The sequence below is a fragment of the Paenibacillus polygoni genome (assembly GCF_030263935.1).
Lineage (GTDB): Bacteria > Bacillota > Bacilli > Paenibacillales > Paenibacillaceae > Paenibacillus > Paenibacillus polygoni.
Map to the genome: position 1 here is coordinate 3,646,695 of NZ_CP127162.1, position 13,684 is coordinate 3,660,378.

Below are 13,684 nucleotides of genomic sequence, written 5' to 3' on the forward strand. Positions count from 1 at the left end.
CGTTCTTATTTGCCCATCCAGTTGTGGTGGAATGTGCCTTCTTTGTCTACACGTTTGAACGTGTGTGCACCAAAGTAGTCGCGCTGTGCTTGAAGCAGATTCGCTGGAAGACGTTCTGTACGGTAGCTGTCATAGTAAGAAAGAGCACTGGAGAATCCAGGTACCGGAACTCCTTTTTCTACAGCAACCGAAATTACTTTACGCCATGCATCTTGGTAAGATTCCACAACATTTTTGAAGTATGGATCTAGGAGCAGGTTTTTCAGTTCTGCATCTTTATCATAAGCTTCTTTGATGTTTTGCAAGAATTGGGAACGAATGATACATCCTCCGCGGAAGATCATTGCAATGTTTCCATATTTTAAATTCCAGCCATATTCGTCGGAAGCAGCACGCATTTGAGCAAAACCTTGTGCATAAGATACGATTTTACTTGCGAACAATGCTTTACGAACGTTCTCGATGAATTCTTGTTTATCACCGGAGAATGGCTCTGTTTTTGGACCGCTAAGTACTTTACTAGCTGCAACACGCTCTTCTTTCATTGCTGATAGGAAACGGGAGAATACGGATTCTGTAATCATAGACAATGGAACGCCGAGATCCAGCGCACTTTGGCTTGTCCATTTTCCTGTACCTTTTTGTCCAGCAGCATCAAGGATCACATCGACCATTGGTTTGCCTGTTTCTTCATCATATTTAGAGAAGATGTCAGCTGTAATTTCGATCAGGTAGCTGTCAAGCTCGCCCTTGTTCCATTCGGAGAAGAGTTCGTGGAATTCTTCTGCAGTAAGACCAAGTACGTCTTTCATCAAATGGTATGCTTCGCCGATCAGCTGCATATCACCGTACTCGATACCGTTGTGTACCATTTTTACATAATGTCCAGCACCATCAGGACCGATATATGTTGTGCAAGGCTCGCCGTCTACTTGAGCCGCGATTGAAGTTAAGATTGGTTTTACAAGCTCATAAGCACTTTCCTGACCTCCAGGCATAATTGCCGGGCCTTTCAGTGCGCCTTCTTCTCCACCGGATACACCTGCACCAATGAAGCGGAATCCTTGCTCTTCCAGTTCTTTGCTGCGGCGAACCGTATCAGGGAAGTAAGCATTACCGCCATCGATAATGATGTCGCCTTGATCTAGATGAGGAATGAGCTGCTGAATCGTTGCATCTGTCGCTGGTCCTGCTTGAACCATAATCAGAATCTTACGTGGAGATTCAAGAGATTGTACGAATTCTTCAATAGAGAAGAAGCCTTCCAAATTTTTGCCTTCTGCTTCTTTCAGCAGGTCATGTGTTTTTTCCGGAGAACGGTTAAATACAGATACCGTAAACCCCTTGCTTTCAATATTCAGGGCTAAATTCTTACCCATTACGGCTAGACCGATAACGCCAATTTGTTGTTTAGTCAATATATTCTCCATCCTTTGCCACGTTATTTTTGATGTATCTTATGTTACTAGAGCTGTCCGGGTAAGGAACTTGTCCATAAGCAGACAATGATGATTCCTTAGAAATTATGTAAGCAAAAGAAGGACGCCCTAACAATAATCCTATTCTAACGCTTTTGCAAAAGGAAGTGAACCCCCCGCTAAAGTGTAAACAAGGATAAAACACCTCTTTTCATGAGGTGTTCATCAAATACTCATATAAATTATAGTATGGTTCATACGGCATTTTACCATTCAAGCATGAACATTCGATTCTGCATTTGCTTTAGATAGTTGCGGCATGACTCCGCCTTAGCCTCGTCTCCATTATGGATGGCGGCATGAAGCCGTTCGAGTTCATCATCCACTTCCATTTTTAACAAGAGCAATCTCATTTCCCCTTCTTGCGATGTGAACATTTCCTCCATCTCTTCCATGGTAGGAGTCGGTCCTTTCTGATAGATTACTCTTTGTTTAAAACCCGACACTTCCACTAAACGTATAACCTCGCCGAACAATATATTCTCTATAACGATGATGTGATCTTTAAACCTGCGGACAACCGCATGGCCTCGAGTGTCTCCAATGAGTTTCTCTATGAACTCGGCAAGTTTCGCATCCTTAATAATATAATCGCCAATCAACTTGTAATCGCCCGTACGCATGAGTTGAAATTTCAGTTTAACCAGTTTACGACCTGTTCTCACGGAAAGAATGAACAAGCTTTCATCTTCACTCCAATACAGCGAATATCCTTCCTGAATTAAGTCTTTGATGAGCTGTTGGATATGCCGACGGTTAAACCGGAGCTCTAGATTGCAGTATTCCACTTCATAGCTCTTGTTCACGGCACTTCCTCCTCCATGCCGGATATTGATCCGGAGTCTTATTATGTGTCTTTCCGCCATGGCCCCTATGATCTACGCTTCACCATAAGTCGGCTTACCCTATTTTATACGACACGTAAGATAAGGGTACGTAGTTATAAGTCCATTTTTTTAAGACAGGAAATCTTCATTAACAATACAGATAAGGGACAGGCTTTCAGGAAGTGCGTATGGAGGTACCTGTGTTATAATGAGTCCCATATTGTTTTGTATCCTATTATATTGGCAAGTGATAAGGTTCATGCTTATATAAATAAAACTTGTCCATTTACACATAAGGAGGAAGTTAACCCGATGACTACACTAAAATACCCTTCATTCACATCCAAAGATTTTGATGTCTTTGATGTACCTGGGCTCGAACCCCGAATGGAATTATTAATTGAAAGAATTCGTCCAAAACTGAATGAGATTGGTGCAGCAACGGCCCCGTTTCTGAGCGATTTAGTGGGAGAGGACATGTTTGTTCATGTGGCTAAGCATGCCAGACGTACCGTGAATCCGCCGCATGATACTTGGGTAGCGATCGCTAATAACAAACGTGGTTACAAGGCATATCCTCATTTCCAAGTAGGAATGTTTGGTACTCATGTATTTGTTATTTTTGCCGTTATTTATGAAAGTAGTAATAAGGAAATCTTTGCTGAAGCATTAGAAAGACAGCTGGATGATGTTATGGAACATATTCCAGGACACTTCTACTGGTCTACAGATCATATGAATCCAGAAGGTACCCTTCATAAAGACATCTCAAAAGCAGATTTCAAGAAAATGACCGAACGATTAAAAACCGTGAAAAAATCAGAGATTTTATGCGGACTGCGTATTGAACAGAATGATCCGCTTCTTCTAGATGGAGAAGCCTTTGGTAAAAAGGCTCAAGACGTATTTACCCAGCTAGCGCCGCTTTATAAAATGGCTTTTTAAAGAAGTGAGATTTATCACAAAAAAAATCGTTACAATCTTTATCCATTTTGCTATACTCATCTAGGTTTTATTATTTTAAATAGAGAAAGGTTGTGACAGAATCCATGGATCACCGTCGTACGCCGCTTTTTACAGCACTTAAAACACACGCGGCTAACAATCCGGTACAGTTTCACATCCCTGGTCACAAAAAAGGACTTGGAACAGACTCTGAATTCCGCGAATTTATAGGGGATAACGCCCTTTCCATAGATTTAATTAACATCGCGCCGCTTGATGATTTGCATCAACCAACGGGTGTCATTCAAGAAGCTCAAATGCTTGCAGCTGATGCTTTTGGTGCGGACTATACGTACTTTAGTGTGCAAGGGACAAGCAGTGCCATTATGACCATGATTCTGTCTGTATGCGGACCTGGTGAGAAGATCATCGTACCGCGTAACGTTCACAAATCGGTGATGTCTGCCATCATTTTCTCGGGAGCTAAGCCTGTGTTTGTCTCTCCCGTGAGTGATGAGAATTTAGGTATTGATCACGGTATTACCGTTGGCTCGGTACGGCGTGCCCTAGAACGTCATCCTGATGCCAAAGCCGTGCTGGTTATTAACCCTACGTACTTTGGTGTATGTGCAAATCTAAAAGAAATCGTGGATCTTGCGCATAGTTACCAAGTACCTGTACTTGTTGATGAAGCGCACGGCGTCCTTATTCATTTTCATGAGGACCTTCCGATGTCTGCCATGGAAGCAGGTGCAGATATGGCCGCAACGAGTGTGCATAAGCTCGGCGGTTCGATGACGCAGAGTTCGATACTCAACCTAAACACCAAAAATGGATTTGTAAATCCACAGCGTGTTCAAACGATCATCAGTATGCTGACAACCACTTCAACTTCTTATATCTTGCTTTCTTCCCTGGATACATCTAGACGCAACCTTGCGCTAAATGGACATTCCATGGCTCAAAAAGCCATTGATCTTGCGGAATATGCAAGACGCTCGATTAACGATATTGAAGGATTGTATTGTTTTGGCGAAGAGATACTTGGAGGAGAAGCAACCTATAGCTTTGATCCAACCAAAGTAACGGTTCATGTACGCCATCTTGGCTTAACGGGATACGATACGGAGAACTGGCTTCGTGAACACTATAATATTGAAGTTGAGATGAGCGATATGTACAACATCCTTTGTCTCATTACGCCAGGGGACAATGATGAAACGGTAAACACGCTGCTTGATGCACTACGCGAATTGTCGAAGACTTACTATAATGTCAACACAGCAAACGATTTAATTGTCAAAATCCCAGAAATTCCTCAGCTCATGCTTACACCGCGTGAGGCATTTTACGGAGATACAGAAGTCATTCCTTTTAAAGAATCCGCTGGACGAATTATTGCGGAATTTATTTATGTTTATCCCCCGGGTATTCCGATCCTGCTTCCAGGAGAGGTTATTTCTCAGGAAAACATTAATTATATTACAGAACACGTTGAGGTTGGATTACCGGTAAAAGGTCCGGAAGACCGCTATATTACGAATGTAAAAGTCATTGTAGAAGCCGATCCGATCTTCTAACACGAACTAATACCTGATTTATACTGCAAGGACCCGCTAAGCTGACAAGCTGCACGGGTCCTTTTTTTCAGGCTTCTTAGGCATTCATTTTATAAATTAACAACAAAAAAAGAAGCCTCTACTACCTAGAGACTTCCCTGCTTCATTCGCTCTTATTGCTGCTCTTCAACCATTTTGTTAAATGCAGCTTCTACACGATTCCACTCATCTTCATCTTCGATTTGATAAAGACTTACTTCATCGCCCTCTTCTTCAAAGCGAAGAATGAGGCCGTCTTCTTCCGGATTGTTGCGCTCAACAAATACCGCATATTCCTTATTGTCTACATCAAAAGTTTGAACCAGAATCATTTCAATCTCTTTACCGTTCTCATCTTCAAAGATAAGCACCTGAGGTTCATGGTCGTGGTCGTGGTTGCAATTCTCATCATGTACATGGTTATGATCGCTCATTCATCTATACCTCATTTCATTTATACTTGTATTGTATTCACACTCATAAAAGTTATCATACCGAATTATCGTAACACTATTAGAGCATAAAATCAATTGAGCCCGTTTATGAATCTAATGCTGTAATGACTTTTTCGGATACGAGAAAGAATGAATTTCCTCCCGAAGGTTTCATATAGAATCCTACTTTATACTTCCCTTTTTTCTTAAAATCATAAGTGAAATCATTCGTTTTGAACCAGAAATTATCGTTAGAACCGCTTCCCATCTTCTCTGTTTGAATGTTTTTTGTGTTTCCGGAAGGATCTGTGATAGCAACTTTGACTTCTGAAATGTTCCCTTCTAGACTATCGACTTGACTGAGTACGTGAAATTTCAGCTTTCCTACGTTTACATTTCCAAAAACCGTATCACCTTTAAACAGTGTTATATGTACATTAGGCTTCGTAACTGTTACCTTCTTGCTAGTTGCATCCCAGGATGCAAGACCGCTAAGTTCACGCACAGGAGCATAGGTTGTCCCATTAATATAATAACCGCCACCACTGACATCATTGCCATTGACTACGACACGAATTTTTTCTGTGATTGAATCTGCAAATAACATAGATCCACTGCCTGCAAGAGAAAAGACAAGTACCAAGGCAAGTGTTCTCCTCCATTTCATCGGTCTATATTACCTCCTTCAAAAAAGTTATATCTATTTATACTTCAACGAGCAAGACAAGTTGCGGAAAAAAGTCGTTTTTTCTTCTAGAATAAATAAGAACCGCATTATTTCTCATATCTTATGAGAAAAAAGCGGCTCATTCGATTATCCTTTGGGTTTCGTTAAGATGCAAGGTACACCTTTACCTACAGCGCCTGGCTCTCGCATACGTGCAGCATAGGCCATTCCTATGTCGCATGGCGTCTTACACACCTCACAGACTTCGGAAGTAACCACCCTCATCCCGCGAACTTTCTCCTTTTTTGCCACCACTTTTTTCCCTTTGCCTTTTGTCATGGCCCTATTCCCCGCTTCCCTTGTCAGGCGAGAGGTCTCGGTCTGCCCCCGAACTCCTCGCCTAGGTAAGGTATTGTATGGGAGTCGGCGCAAGAAGGTGCATGGGAACCCAAATTTTATAGTCACCTGTACTCTATGCTAAGTGACACGCAAAAAAAGGAGCCTCCAAGGGCTCCCTTTTCATATATTACCGGACCAATTCCGGTTTTATGCTTGTAAACTTTACTCAAATATCGGCAATTGATCTAGGTTGTTGCTTGGATCTCCGTCTGCATCCCCGCGAATCCGGAGGGATCCTCCTTTTGCCTTAAATACGTTGGCTCCTGCAATCTTTCCAGTCTCAACCTCGTTTAATGCCTGGTTATAGTCCAGCACACGACCTCCGGAAGTTTTAAATGCGGTTAGATCGCCATCTCCATTTTTCTGAACAGCGACAAAGTGCTCGCGCGTGTTATTTTCCATTAGAACAACACTCCTTTTTGCACTACATTTAGTGTATTTACCTATACCGAGTACGAAATAAAATAGGTATTGTGAGCCTCGGCAAATATAGTGTGTCCCAAAAAAGAATGCTCTATGTAAATAGGCTGAGGTTACAATGCTTTTTGCATCCGTACATGTAATATGCCTGCATCATAAAACGGTTCATCCGATATCACTTCATAACCCAGTTTAGCGTAGAAGCCTTCCGCCCGGCACTGTGCATCAAGGATCGAGTACGCTAGACCCAGCTCTCTAGCACGTTCTTCTAGCGCCATAATTAATACACGGCCGTAACCATGAACACGGTAGTCTTTCAGAACGGCTACACGCTGAAGTTTTGCTGTATCCTTTTTATAGTAAATGAGACGGCCTGTCGCTACCATCTGCTGTCCGTCCTGAATAAGAATATGGTGCGCATCGGGAGAAATGACATCATACTGGTCAATTTCTTCTTCTAAGGGAACGTTTTGTTCCTTTACAAACACCTCTTTACGAATATGCAGGCCTTGTTCTAATTGTTCCTCTGTTGTTACATTAATAATTTCAGCTGGCACTAAATATCCCCCTCTGCTTTAGCTCTTCGATGCTCTAAACTCATAAAACTCACGCTATTATACAACAATACAGCAGAAATAAGCCAGCCCGAAGGAACGGACTGACTTATTGTATCTTAGGCAAGCGGCAAGCTTCGTTTAAGGTATTAGTATTTCCTCATCGGTAGAAGAATAAACGTCATCCCTTATCGAAGGAGAGTACACATCATCGATAATAGGCAGCTCGGATTCAGGACCCATCCTCTCTTGCAGCATTATTGTTTCTTCTGATGGCTCTAATGTACATCCTGATAGGTTTAGCAGCAAGACTGCAATGATGCAGCTTGCCATGAACGTGCCGCGTTTTCTTTTCATAGGATGGTAATCCTCCAGATGATCATTCTTCCTTTTAGGATGTGTCAAAGGAGTAGATTTTAAACATGTAAACTTCTGATTGACACTATAAAACAAGCCTGATAATATAAAATTATTCTTTAAAACTAAACTTGATCTGTTAGCTCAGCTGGGAGAGCACTATCTTGACAGGGTAGGGGTCAGTGGTTCGAGCCCACTACAGATCATATCTTAAATTACAAAAAAAAACCCATGGAGCAGTAATTGCCTCATGGTTTTTTTGTATTAAAAGAATCTATTCTAGCTACCTTCACTCGTTACTAAGTATAAAACGCTGAACAATTTTAATCTTCCTCCTCCCTCAGTGCTGCATTCACTTGTTCAATTTGCTGTAGGACCGCATTTTGAAATTTCAATTCTTTTATGATTACTCCATACTCTTCGTTTAGCGATTTTACGGTTTCGTTCGATTCATTCAGGTAATTTACTTTGATAAAATCCACCTGAGCTTCATCATCAGCAAATTTGTTCATTGCACTACTCATTATGTTGTCCTTGTATTCTGCTTTTTTAATCCGCTGTTCCAGTTTTTCAGCTTCCTGTTCCAGATATTCGACGCGGCTGCTGATTTCTCTTTCCCATACCTCTAAGTCTTCTTGTTCCACTACGCTTCATCCTTCCCTATGATTCATCCATCTTGCTATGTATATATAAACCAAAACATACGGATCAATCACGGTTCTCACAAAAAAAAAGAGCACCAGCTATTAACCGGTGCCCTCTTTTCATTGCTTAGTAAAGAATTGTTTTAGAAATGATAACCAACAGGATGAAAAGGACAAGGATTGCTCCAATTGATGTCCATCCACCGCCGTATCCTCCACCGAAACCATATCCGTATCCAGATACTTCGCTCATTGTCGTCTCCTCCTTATCACTAAGGTATGAGATAATATATGATCAAAGCTGGAATGTGGCAGGGCAGAAGTCTATTATGGTTATAAAACTTTATCCAAATCTTATCCTATGTTATTTCGCGTGTTGCGGTTTACCTTCTTGTTTATCACGACGCATACCAGCTAAACCAATCAGACCGAGCAACCCAAGCCATCCCCAGTTGCCACTGCTACCGTCTGTAGAATTTGCATTCACACTATTTGTACCGTACGTACCCGTACCTGTACCATATCCGTTATACCCGTTTGTGTTGTCATTCATGCTACGGGAACGAGACATGTTGGAGTATCCTCCTTGGAGAGAATCGTTATACCCTCTTGAATCATAATGGCCTTTCGTCTCATTCACCTGATTCGTTGTAGAATTGGTTTTCATGTGACTGCTTTCAGCCATAGCTGGGACTGCAATAGCCATAGAGATACTTGCTGCTGCGAGCATGGTTGCCATTTTCTTTTTCATAACAGTCATACACCTCCAGATAAGTTTTGGTTGCGATTATAGGTTCCCCGTCAGCAAAAAAACTTATTCGACAATGTAACTGGAGGATATAGGGCAACAAAAAAACTCACCGTTTGCAGCCGGCGAGTTTTTCGTATATACCATATTTTAAAGGGGGAAATACAGTTACTATTATAAAAAACCATCCTTAAAATAACATGATAATAACCTAAAAATAATATGAAAATTGCACGTTTACCGCTGACCTCGACGAGATCGGACGACGAAAGTATACAGGTCTTTTTCGAATTTCTGTCCATTCTCCAGCTCTACATAAGTTTCATCATGGGATGTAACGACTGCTCGATAAGCAATCAATTTAGGGCCTTTCCAAATCGTAACTGCTGATCGAAAATAAATGGCATTATCAAATTGGAGCGGCTGTCTCATAATATAACCTACCGAATGTAATGAAGAACGTGCTTTCCGTTTCCCACGTCCGTGTGCGTCCTCAGGAAGAGCGTGAATTCTTGCAATCTGAGCAAAAGGAATCTTGATTCGTTTGGCACCCACCACCACTAATTGAGCTTCGTCATCCCATTTGAGCAGTATTCCTTGTACAGGGTCTTTATGGCCATCCATTCGGTCTACGATAACCCTGCGACCAATCCAGTGTTGCATCATTCACCCTCCTTTCTAACTTTCCGGAATGACCCAATCGACGGCCTTCATTCCTTTTGATTCTAGAAACTGATTTGCTTTTGAAAAAGGTCTGCTTCCTATAAAACCATGCCGAGCGGCAAGCGGGCTAGGATGCGAAGATTCAATTACCAAATGACGAGAACGGTCAATAAAGGCTCCCTTTTTCTGAGCGTGATTTCCCCAGAGCATGAACACAGCCGGCTGATTTCGCTCATTTATCTTTTCAATGACAGCATCTGTGAATCGTTCCCATCCAAGACCCTTGTGTGAATTAGGCTGACCTTCTCGTACAGTTAATACATTATTTAATAATAATACCCCTTCTTCTGCCCAATGTGTAAGTGAACCATGGGAAGGAATAGGTATCCCTAGATCTGCATGCAGCTCTTTATATATGTTCCGTAAAGAAGGAGGAATCCTAACCCCTTTTTTGACCGAAAAGCTTAGTCCTTCCGCTTGACCTTGTCCATGATAAGGATCTTGTCCAAGAATAACCACTCGGGTATCCGAATAAGAAGTTAACTTTAATGCATTAAATATTTCCTCTTTCGGTGGAAAGACATGCTCTGTTTTATATTCTACAGCAAGTGCATTACGAAGCTCTTGTATATATTCCTTGTTCATCTCATCGTGTAAAATCGTATCCCAATCATTATTGAACATGGAGTATCTTCCTTTCGCAGTAAGAGTAAATGGTAACTTGTAAAAAAATAAGCTGGTCTCCGCTAAGGAGCCAGCTTATACATATAAGATGCCGAGGACCGGGATCGAACCGGTACGGTAGTCACCTACCGCAGGATTTTAAGTCCTGTGCGTCTGCCAATTCCGCCACCCCGGCATATATAGCGCTTATCTTGCGCATATACACCGATTTTTTGAGTTATCTAAGTGCTATTAAACTTCAAAAAATCCTGCGAAATTGATTATAACATGATTATAAATTTTATACAACACTTTTCTTCAAATAATATTTAACATACTCAAACCTACAAATTCGCAGATCTAAATGATTAGATGAAATGAAAATAACTTCCTATCGTTAATAGAATCAGAAAAAGAAAAGCGACTAGAGGCTGAGCCGCCATAAACAAGCATATTACTTTCCATTTATCTCTTGTCCGGTATACAAAGACATTAATAAGAAAGAAGAAAAAAACCACAATAGGCAGCATGACAAGGAATATCGCCAGCAAACCGGCACCAGGACTCTGCACCACCTTACCTAGCCCGCTTATCATGGTAAGAACGGGGTCTAACAGTATAATTGCCATGATATACAAAAGTAAGGTTCCAGAAATAAAACGTATCATCGATACTTGTTCATGGTTTCTTTTCAAGATCAAGTGAAGGAGCAGCATAGTGACAACGGCATAGTATATCAACATGAGTCCAAACGTCTTCATATCATCACTATTGCCGTTGCCTGATAAAAATAATTCAATAAAAAATCCCATACCACTCTCTCTTTTTATCAGATTTCAGCTTATCTCTTACGGACCCATCAACCAAACCGCTCTGTTTTATACCATTTGGATTTTCTCTTAAACACTTTATCCAGCAAAATGGAGATGAATGCTTTGAGAGAAATAATAAGAAAAAGCTGTGCATACGTAAAATAAGAAATACAAGCCAGCACAAAATTCCGTGTGTTGCTCTGTCCATAGTCTGTAGCAAGCGCCAAGTTAATTTGAAGGACGTACAAATAATACATCAGTGCCCATGCAATCATTAAAAAGACATATACATCAGAGGAGAACTGAAAGGGCATGACGACGTCCATACCAAACAAAAATAAGACCTGATACACCACATTAATAACAAAAAGAACATCAGATACGAGGATCGCAAGTAAAAACCAGAAATAACTGGTGCCATAATAAAGGACCTGAACTTTAACCCTCCAGCTGGAGGATGGTTTGAAAAGTTCGAGAATATGATCCATCACAACGCTATAATTTCCTTTGGCCCATCGTTCGCGCTGTTTCATGTATACTCGTAAATCTTCAGGCTCTTGTTGATATGCTTCTGCCTGGGGCGCCAGTGCTATGAGCTGACCTCGTGATAAAATGTCAAAAGATATAGCGGTATCTTCGGTAATTGCATCTTCATCCCAACCGCCGATTTCACGAATCAATTCTGTTTTTATAATAAAATTGGTTCCTGGAATGGTACCGAGCTTAAATAACTCCCACATTCCTGTGTGATAAATTCGCTGCGCAGTGACAAGTTCGAGATTTATACATTTGGACAAAAAATTCTGAGCTCTGTTCCGAGCCTTATTACGACCGAATACGGCTCCATAGGTTTCCGGATCTTCTAATGCTTTATCGACCAAAAATAGAAGTGCATTCCGCTCTGGAGCTGCATCGGCATCATAGATACAAATCCACTCCCCTGTAGCATGTGAAAGTGCATCATTCAGCGCTCCGGATTTACCTCCCGTCCCCTTTCTCTCCATAATCATAAAATCCCTTGATTGGTAATCGGGATGTTTTTTAAGATCATAGAGCTTCTTAGCCGTGTTATCTGTGCAGTTGTCCGCAATTACAATCACTTGTAATTTATCATGCGGATAATTCATTCTTAGAATATGTTCAACCGTCATTTGAATAACTAACTCTTCATTATGGGCCGGAACCATGACCGTAACTTTGGGAGCCTTTTCTGATATGGAAGGTATAACGAGTTCTTTTTTACTTTGCCTAATTATAAAACGCTGTGCGCCAATCATCATAAGAATTGATATAAAGACTGAAATCCAGATACTAATGATCGCTGGTATGAGTAAGAAATCACCCACTGATTTTCCTCCGGTTATATTTATTCATCGTTTTTCTGCGCAAGATCAGCGTATTAATCGTTATAAAGAAAATAGCAACTCCGAAAACGATACTTATAAAGATGCATAATGGGACAAACCAACTGTTATAAGACATTTTCATCACCATTCTTTCTTAAAATTAACAATCAAATATACTCACCTATCAAATCAGTCTCCGCATTCCGTTCTAAAGCAGCGAGTACGGCTTCATAATCTTCATATTCGTTAAATTGATCTTTTGAGAAAACCAGGGCTCCGGAACGAATAATGAGATTGAGCTCCTTATCTCTTCGGCTGAGTAGCTTAACGTCCATGAGCGCATTTTTAATTCGTTCGGTTAGCGATCTTAAGTGCTCTTTCTTGGTAAGAGGGAAGATAACGATAAACCTTCCTTTATCCACATAAAACTTATAATCTTCATATCTTATATGGGTTTGAATCGTATCTGATAGTTCTAAGAGCAGTTCTGCATATCCCCCTGAACCAAGGGTTTCACGAACTAAAGGCAGAAATTCAATCTTAAAGATCGCTATACAAAAATGATATTGATCAGAATACCGATTTGCTAAATTCGTCTGTTTTATCAGCGTATCCTTAAAAGCCTCTGTGTTTCCGAGCGTTGTATCAAAATCCACTTCTGGATTTCGCAAACGCAAGTCTTCCATTCGCTGTGCCAGGCGTTTCTGCTGAATTAAACCTTCTCGAATAACGGATGCTACAACCATGCTTCCTGGAATCCATAGAAAAGACTGCAAAGTAATCCAATTCTTATCTGCTAGAGTCACGAGCCATACGAAATAAGCTACCATAAAGACGAAGACACATACCGCCGTAATGCCTCCTGAAACTAAAAAACCAAGTAACAAAGCAACCAGCGACAGACTGCTAATGAGAAGTTCACTTGCAGTAAATCCTTGTTCCTGAGAAACATGCATAAAAATCCCGGCCTGCTGTAGTATCAAAAGGAGTGTTAACAAGGTATAACCAAATGCTGCTTTGTAACGCACGAATAGATTCATCATTTTCCTCAACACCATTTAATGTATTTTCATATTAATGCAATTATTGCAGACATAAATTTATAAAACAACAAATTTCTACAAGATTA

18 protein-coding genes and 2 tRNA genes are annotated in these 13,684 nt (G+C 40.9%); 3 read left to right on the forward strand and 17 right to left on the reverse strand.

The window, feature by feature from the left end:
- Nucleotides 1-5: 5 nt before the first annotated feature.
- Both gndA and QPK24_RS17475 read right to left on the reverse strand, forming a co-directional pair.
- Nucleotides 6-1,418 (reverse strand): NADP-dependent phosphogluconate dehydrogenase, encoded by a 1,413-nt coding sequence (gene gndA, locus QPK24_RS17470; RefSeq protein WP_285743321.1) that lies wholly within the window; start codon nt 1,416-1,418, stop codon nt 6-8.
- Between the two features lie 266 nt (nt 1,419-1,684).
- A complete protein-coding gene (locus QPK24_RS17475) occupies nt 1,685-2,284 on the reverse strand; it encodes a hypothetical protein (protein ID WP_285743323.1) in 600 nt (199 codons plus the stop codon).
- 333 nt (nt 2,285-2,617) lie between these two features.
- Between QPK24_RS17475 and QPK24_RS17480 the strand changes: the two genes are divergently transcribed.
- Both QPK24_RS17480 and QPK24_RS17485 read left to right on the forward strand, forming a co-directional pair.
- Complete coding sequence (locus QPK24_RS17480; protein WP_285743324.1) at nt 2,618-3,250, forward strand: YktB family protein; 633 nt, start codon at nt 2,618-2,620, stop codon at nt 3,248-3,250.
- 104 nt (nt 3,251-3,354) lie between these two features.
- Nucleotides 3,355-4,830 (forward strand): aminotransferase class I/II-fold pyridoxal phosphate-dependent enzyme, encoded by a 1,476-nt coding sequence (locus tag QPK24_RS17485; protein WP_285743326.1) that lies wholly within the window; start codon nt 3,355-3,357, stop codon nt 4,828-4,830.
- A gap of 152 nt (nt 4,831-4,982) precedes the next feature.
- Here QPK24_RS17485 and QPK24_RS17490 read toward each other — a convergent pair whose 3' ends face one another.
- The 6 genes from QPK24_RS17490 to QPK24_RS17515 all read right to left on the reverse strand — a co-directional run bounded on the left by QPK24_RS17490 (nt 4,983) and on the right by QPK24_RS17515 (nt 7,679).
- Nucleotides 4,983-5,282: a DUF1292 domain-containing protein gene (locus QPK24_RS17490; RefSeq protein WP_160036999.1), complete on the reverse strand. Its 300-nt coding sequence runs from the start codon at nt 5,280-5,282 to the stop codon at nt 4,983-4,985.
- A gap of 106 nt (nt 5,283-5,388) precedes the next feature.
- Nucleotides 5,389-5,949: a stalk domain-containing protein gene (locus QPK24_RS17495; protein ID WP_285743328.1), complete on the reverse strand. Its 561-nt coding sequence runs from the start codon at nt 5,947-5,949 to the stop codon at nt 5,389-5,391.
- 147 nt (nt 5,950-6,096) lie between these two features.
- Nucleotides 6,097-6,288: a hypothetical protein gene (locus QPK24_RS17500; RefSeq protein WP_213529922.1), complete on the reverse strand. Its 192-nt coding sequence runs from the start codon at nt 6,286-6,288 to the stop codon at nt 6,097-6,099.
- Between the two features lie 222 nt (nt 6,289-6,510).
- Nucleotides 6,511-6,750 carry a DUF3892 domain-containing protein gene (locus QPK24_RS17505; protein ID WP_160036996.1) on the reverse strand — a complete coding sequence of 80 codons (240 nt, stop codon included), beginning with the start codon at nt 6,748-6,750 and terminating at the stop codon, nt 6,511-6,513.
- Between the two features lie 131 nt (nt 6,751-6,881).
- Nucleotides 6,882-7,325 carry a GNAT family N-acetyltransferase gene (locus tag QPK24_RS17510; protein ID WP_285743333.1) on the reverse strand — a complete coding sequence of 148 codons (444 nt, stop codon included), beginning with the start codon at nt 7,323-7,325 and terminating at the stop codon, nt 6,882-6,884.
- A gap of 138 nt (nt 7,326-7,463) precedes the next feature.
- Nucleotides 7,464-7,679: a hypothetical protein gene (locus QPK24_RS17515; protein WP_285743335.1), complete on the reverse strand. Its 216-nt coding sequence runs from the start codon at nt 7,677-7,679 to the stop codon at nt 7,464-7,466.
- A 133-nt stretch (nt 7,680-7,812) separates the two neighbouring features.
- On the opposite strand from QPK24_RS17515, the gene QPK24_RS17520 reads away from it, so the two are divergent.
- Nucleotides 7,813-7,885 (forward strand) — tRNA-Val (locus tag QPK24_RS17520).
- A gap of 117 nt (nt 7,886-8,002) precedes the next feature.
- Here QPK24_RS17520 and QPK24_RS17525 read toward each other — a convergent pair.
- The 9 genes from QPK24_RS17525 to QPK24_RS17565 all read right to left on the reverse strand — a co-directional run bounded on the left by QPK24_RS17525 (nt 8,003) and on the right by QPK24_RS17565 (nt 13,598).
- On the reverse strand, nt 8,003-8,323 hold the full coding sequence (locus QPK24_RS17525; RefSeq protein WP_285743337.1) for a hypothetical protein: 321 nt from the start codon (nt 8,321-8,323) through the stop codon (nt 8,003-8,005).
- A gap of 127 nt (nt 8,324-8,450) precedes the next feature.
- The gene (locus tag QPK24_RS17530) at nt 8,451-8,576 is read right to left on the reverse strand and encodes a YjcZ family sporulation protein (protein WP_285743339.1); all 126 of its coding nucleotides are present in this window, start codon (nt 8,574-8,576) and stop codon (nt 8,451-8,453) included.
- Nucleotides 8,577-8,687: 111 nt separating this feature from the next.
- Nucleotides 8,688-9,074 carry a WGxxGxxG family protein gene (locus tag QPK24_RS17535; RefSeq protein ID WP_285743340.1) on the reverse strand — a complete coding sequence of 129 codons (387 nt, stop codon included), beginning with the start codon at nt 9,072-9,074 and terminating at the stop codon, nt 8,688-8,690.
- A 234-nt stretch (nt 9,075-9,308) separates the two neighbouring features.
- Nucleotides 9,309-9,737, reverse strand: coding sequence for an LSm family protein (locus tag QPK24_RS17540; RefSeq protein ID WP_285743341.1), 429 nt, complete (start codon nt 9,735-9,737; stop codon nt 9,309-9,311).
- A gap of 12 nt (nt 9,738-9,749) precedes the next feature.
- The gene (locus tag QPK24_RS17545; RefSeq protein WP_285743342.1) at nt 9,750-10,418 is read right to left on the reverse strand and encodes a uracil-DNA glycosylase; all 669 of its coding nucleotides are present in this window, start codon (nt 10,416-10,418) and stop codon (nt 9,750-9,752) included.
- 89 nt (nt 10,419-10,507) lie between these two features.
- Nucleotides 10,508-10,593, reverse strand: a tRNA-Leu gene (locus QPK24_RS17550).
- A 172-nt stretch (nt 10,594-10,765) separates the two neighbouring features.
- The gene (locus QPK24_RS17555) at nt 10,766-11,209 is read right to left on the reverse strand and encodes a hypothetical protein (protein ID WP_285743343.1); all 444 of its coding nucleotides are present in this window, start codon (nt 11,207-11,209) and stop codon (nt 10,766-10,768) included.
- Between the two features lie 47 nt (nt 11,210-11,256).
- Nucleotides 11,257-12,555 carry a glycosyltransferase family 2 protein gene (locus QPK24_RS17560; protein WP_285743344.1) on the reverse strand — a complete coding sequence of 433 codons (1,299 nt, stop codon included), beginning with the start codon at nt 12,553-12,555 and terminating at the stop codon, nt 11,257-11,259.
- Nucleotides 12,556-12,722: 167 nt separating this feature from the next.
- Nucleotides 12,723-13,598 (reverse strand): GGDEF domain-containing protein, encoded by an 876-nt coding sequence (locus QPK24_RS17565; protein ID WP_320416897.1) that lies wholly within the window; start codon nt 13,596-13,598, stop codon nt 12,723-12,725.
- Between the last annotated feature and the right edge of the window lie 86 nt (nt 13,599-13,684).

Excerpts from the sequence above, each read along its gene's own strand:
- QPK24_RS17515 (WP_285743335.1), bottom strand. The coding sequence starts at position 7,679 with ATGAAAAGAAAACGCGGCACGTTCATGGCAAGCTGCATCATTGCAGTC.
- QPK24_RS17490 (WP_160036999.1), bottom strand. The coding sequence starts at position 5,282 with ATGAGCGATCATAACCATGTACATGATGAGAATTGCAACCACGACCAC.
- QPK24_RS17565 (WP_320416897.1), bottom strand. The coding sequence starts at position 13,598 with ATGATGAATCTATTCGTGCGTTACAAAGCAGCATTTGGTTATACCTTG.
- QPK24_RS17535 (WP_285743340.1), bottom strand. The coding sequence starts at position 9,074 with ATGAAAAAGAAAATGGCAACCATGCTCGCAGCAGCAAGTATCTCTATG.
- QPK24_RS17545 (WP_285743342.1), bottom strand. The coding sequence starts at position 10,418 with ATGTTCAATAATGATTGGGATACGATTTTACACGATGAGATGAACAAG.
- QPK24_RS17505 (WP_160036996.1), bottom strand. The coding sequence starts at position 6,750 with ATGGAAAATAACACGCGCGAGCACTTTGTCGCTGTTCAGAAAAATGGA.
- QPK24_RS17530 (WP_285743339.1), bottom strand. The coding sequence starts at position 8,576 with ATGAGCGAAGTATCTGGATACGGATATGGTTTCGGTGGAGGATACGGC.
- QPK24_RS17540 (WP_285743341.1), bottom strand. The coding sequence starts at position 9,737 with ATGATGCAACACTGGATTGGTCGCAGGGTTATCGTAGACCGAATGGAT.
- QPK24_RS17495 (WP_285743328.1), bottom strand. The coding sequence starts at position 5,949 with ATGAAATGGAGGAGAACACTTGCCTTGGTACTTGTCTTTTCTCTTGCA.
- QPK24_RS17500 (WP_213529922.1), bottom strand. The coding sequence starts at position 6,288 with ATGACAAAAGGCAAAGGGAAAAAAGTGGTGGCAAAAAAGGAGAAAGTT.
- QPK24_RS17485 (WP_285743326.1), top strand. The coding sequence starts at position 3,355 with ATGGATCACCGTCGTACGCCGCTTTTTACAGCACTTAAAACACACGCG.
- QPK24_RS17480 (WP_285743324.1), top strand. The coding sequence starts at position 2,618 with ATGACTACACTAAAATACCCTTCATTCACATCCAAAGATTTTGATGTC.
- QPK24_RS17555 (WP_285743343.1), bottom strand. The coding sequence starts at position 11,209 with ATGGGATTTTTTATTGAATTATTTTTATCAGGCAACGGCAATAGTGAT.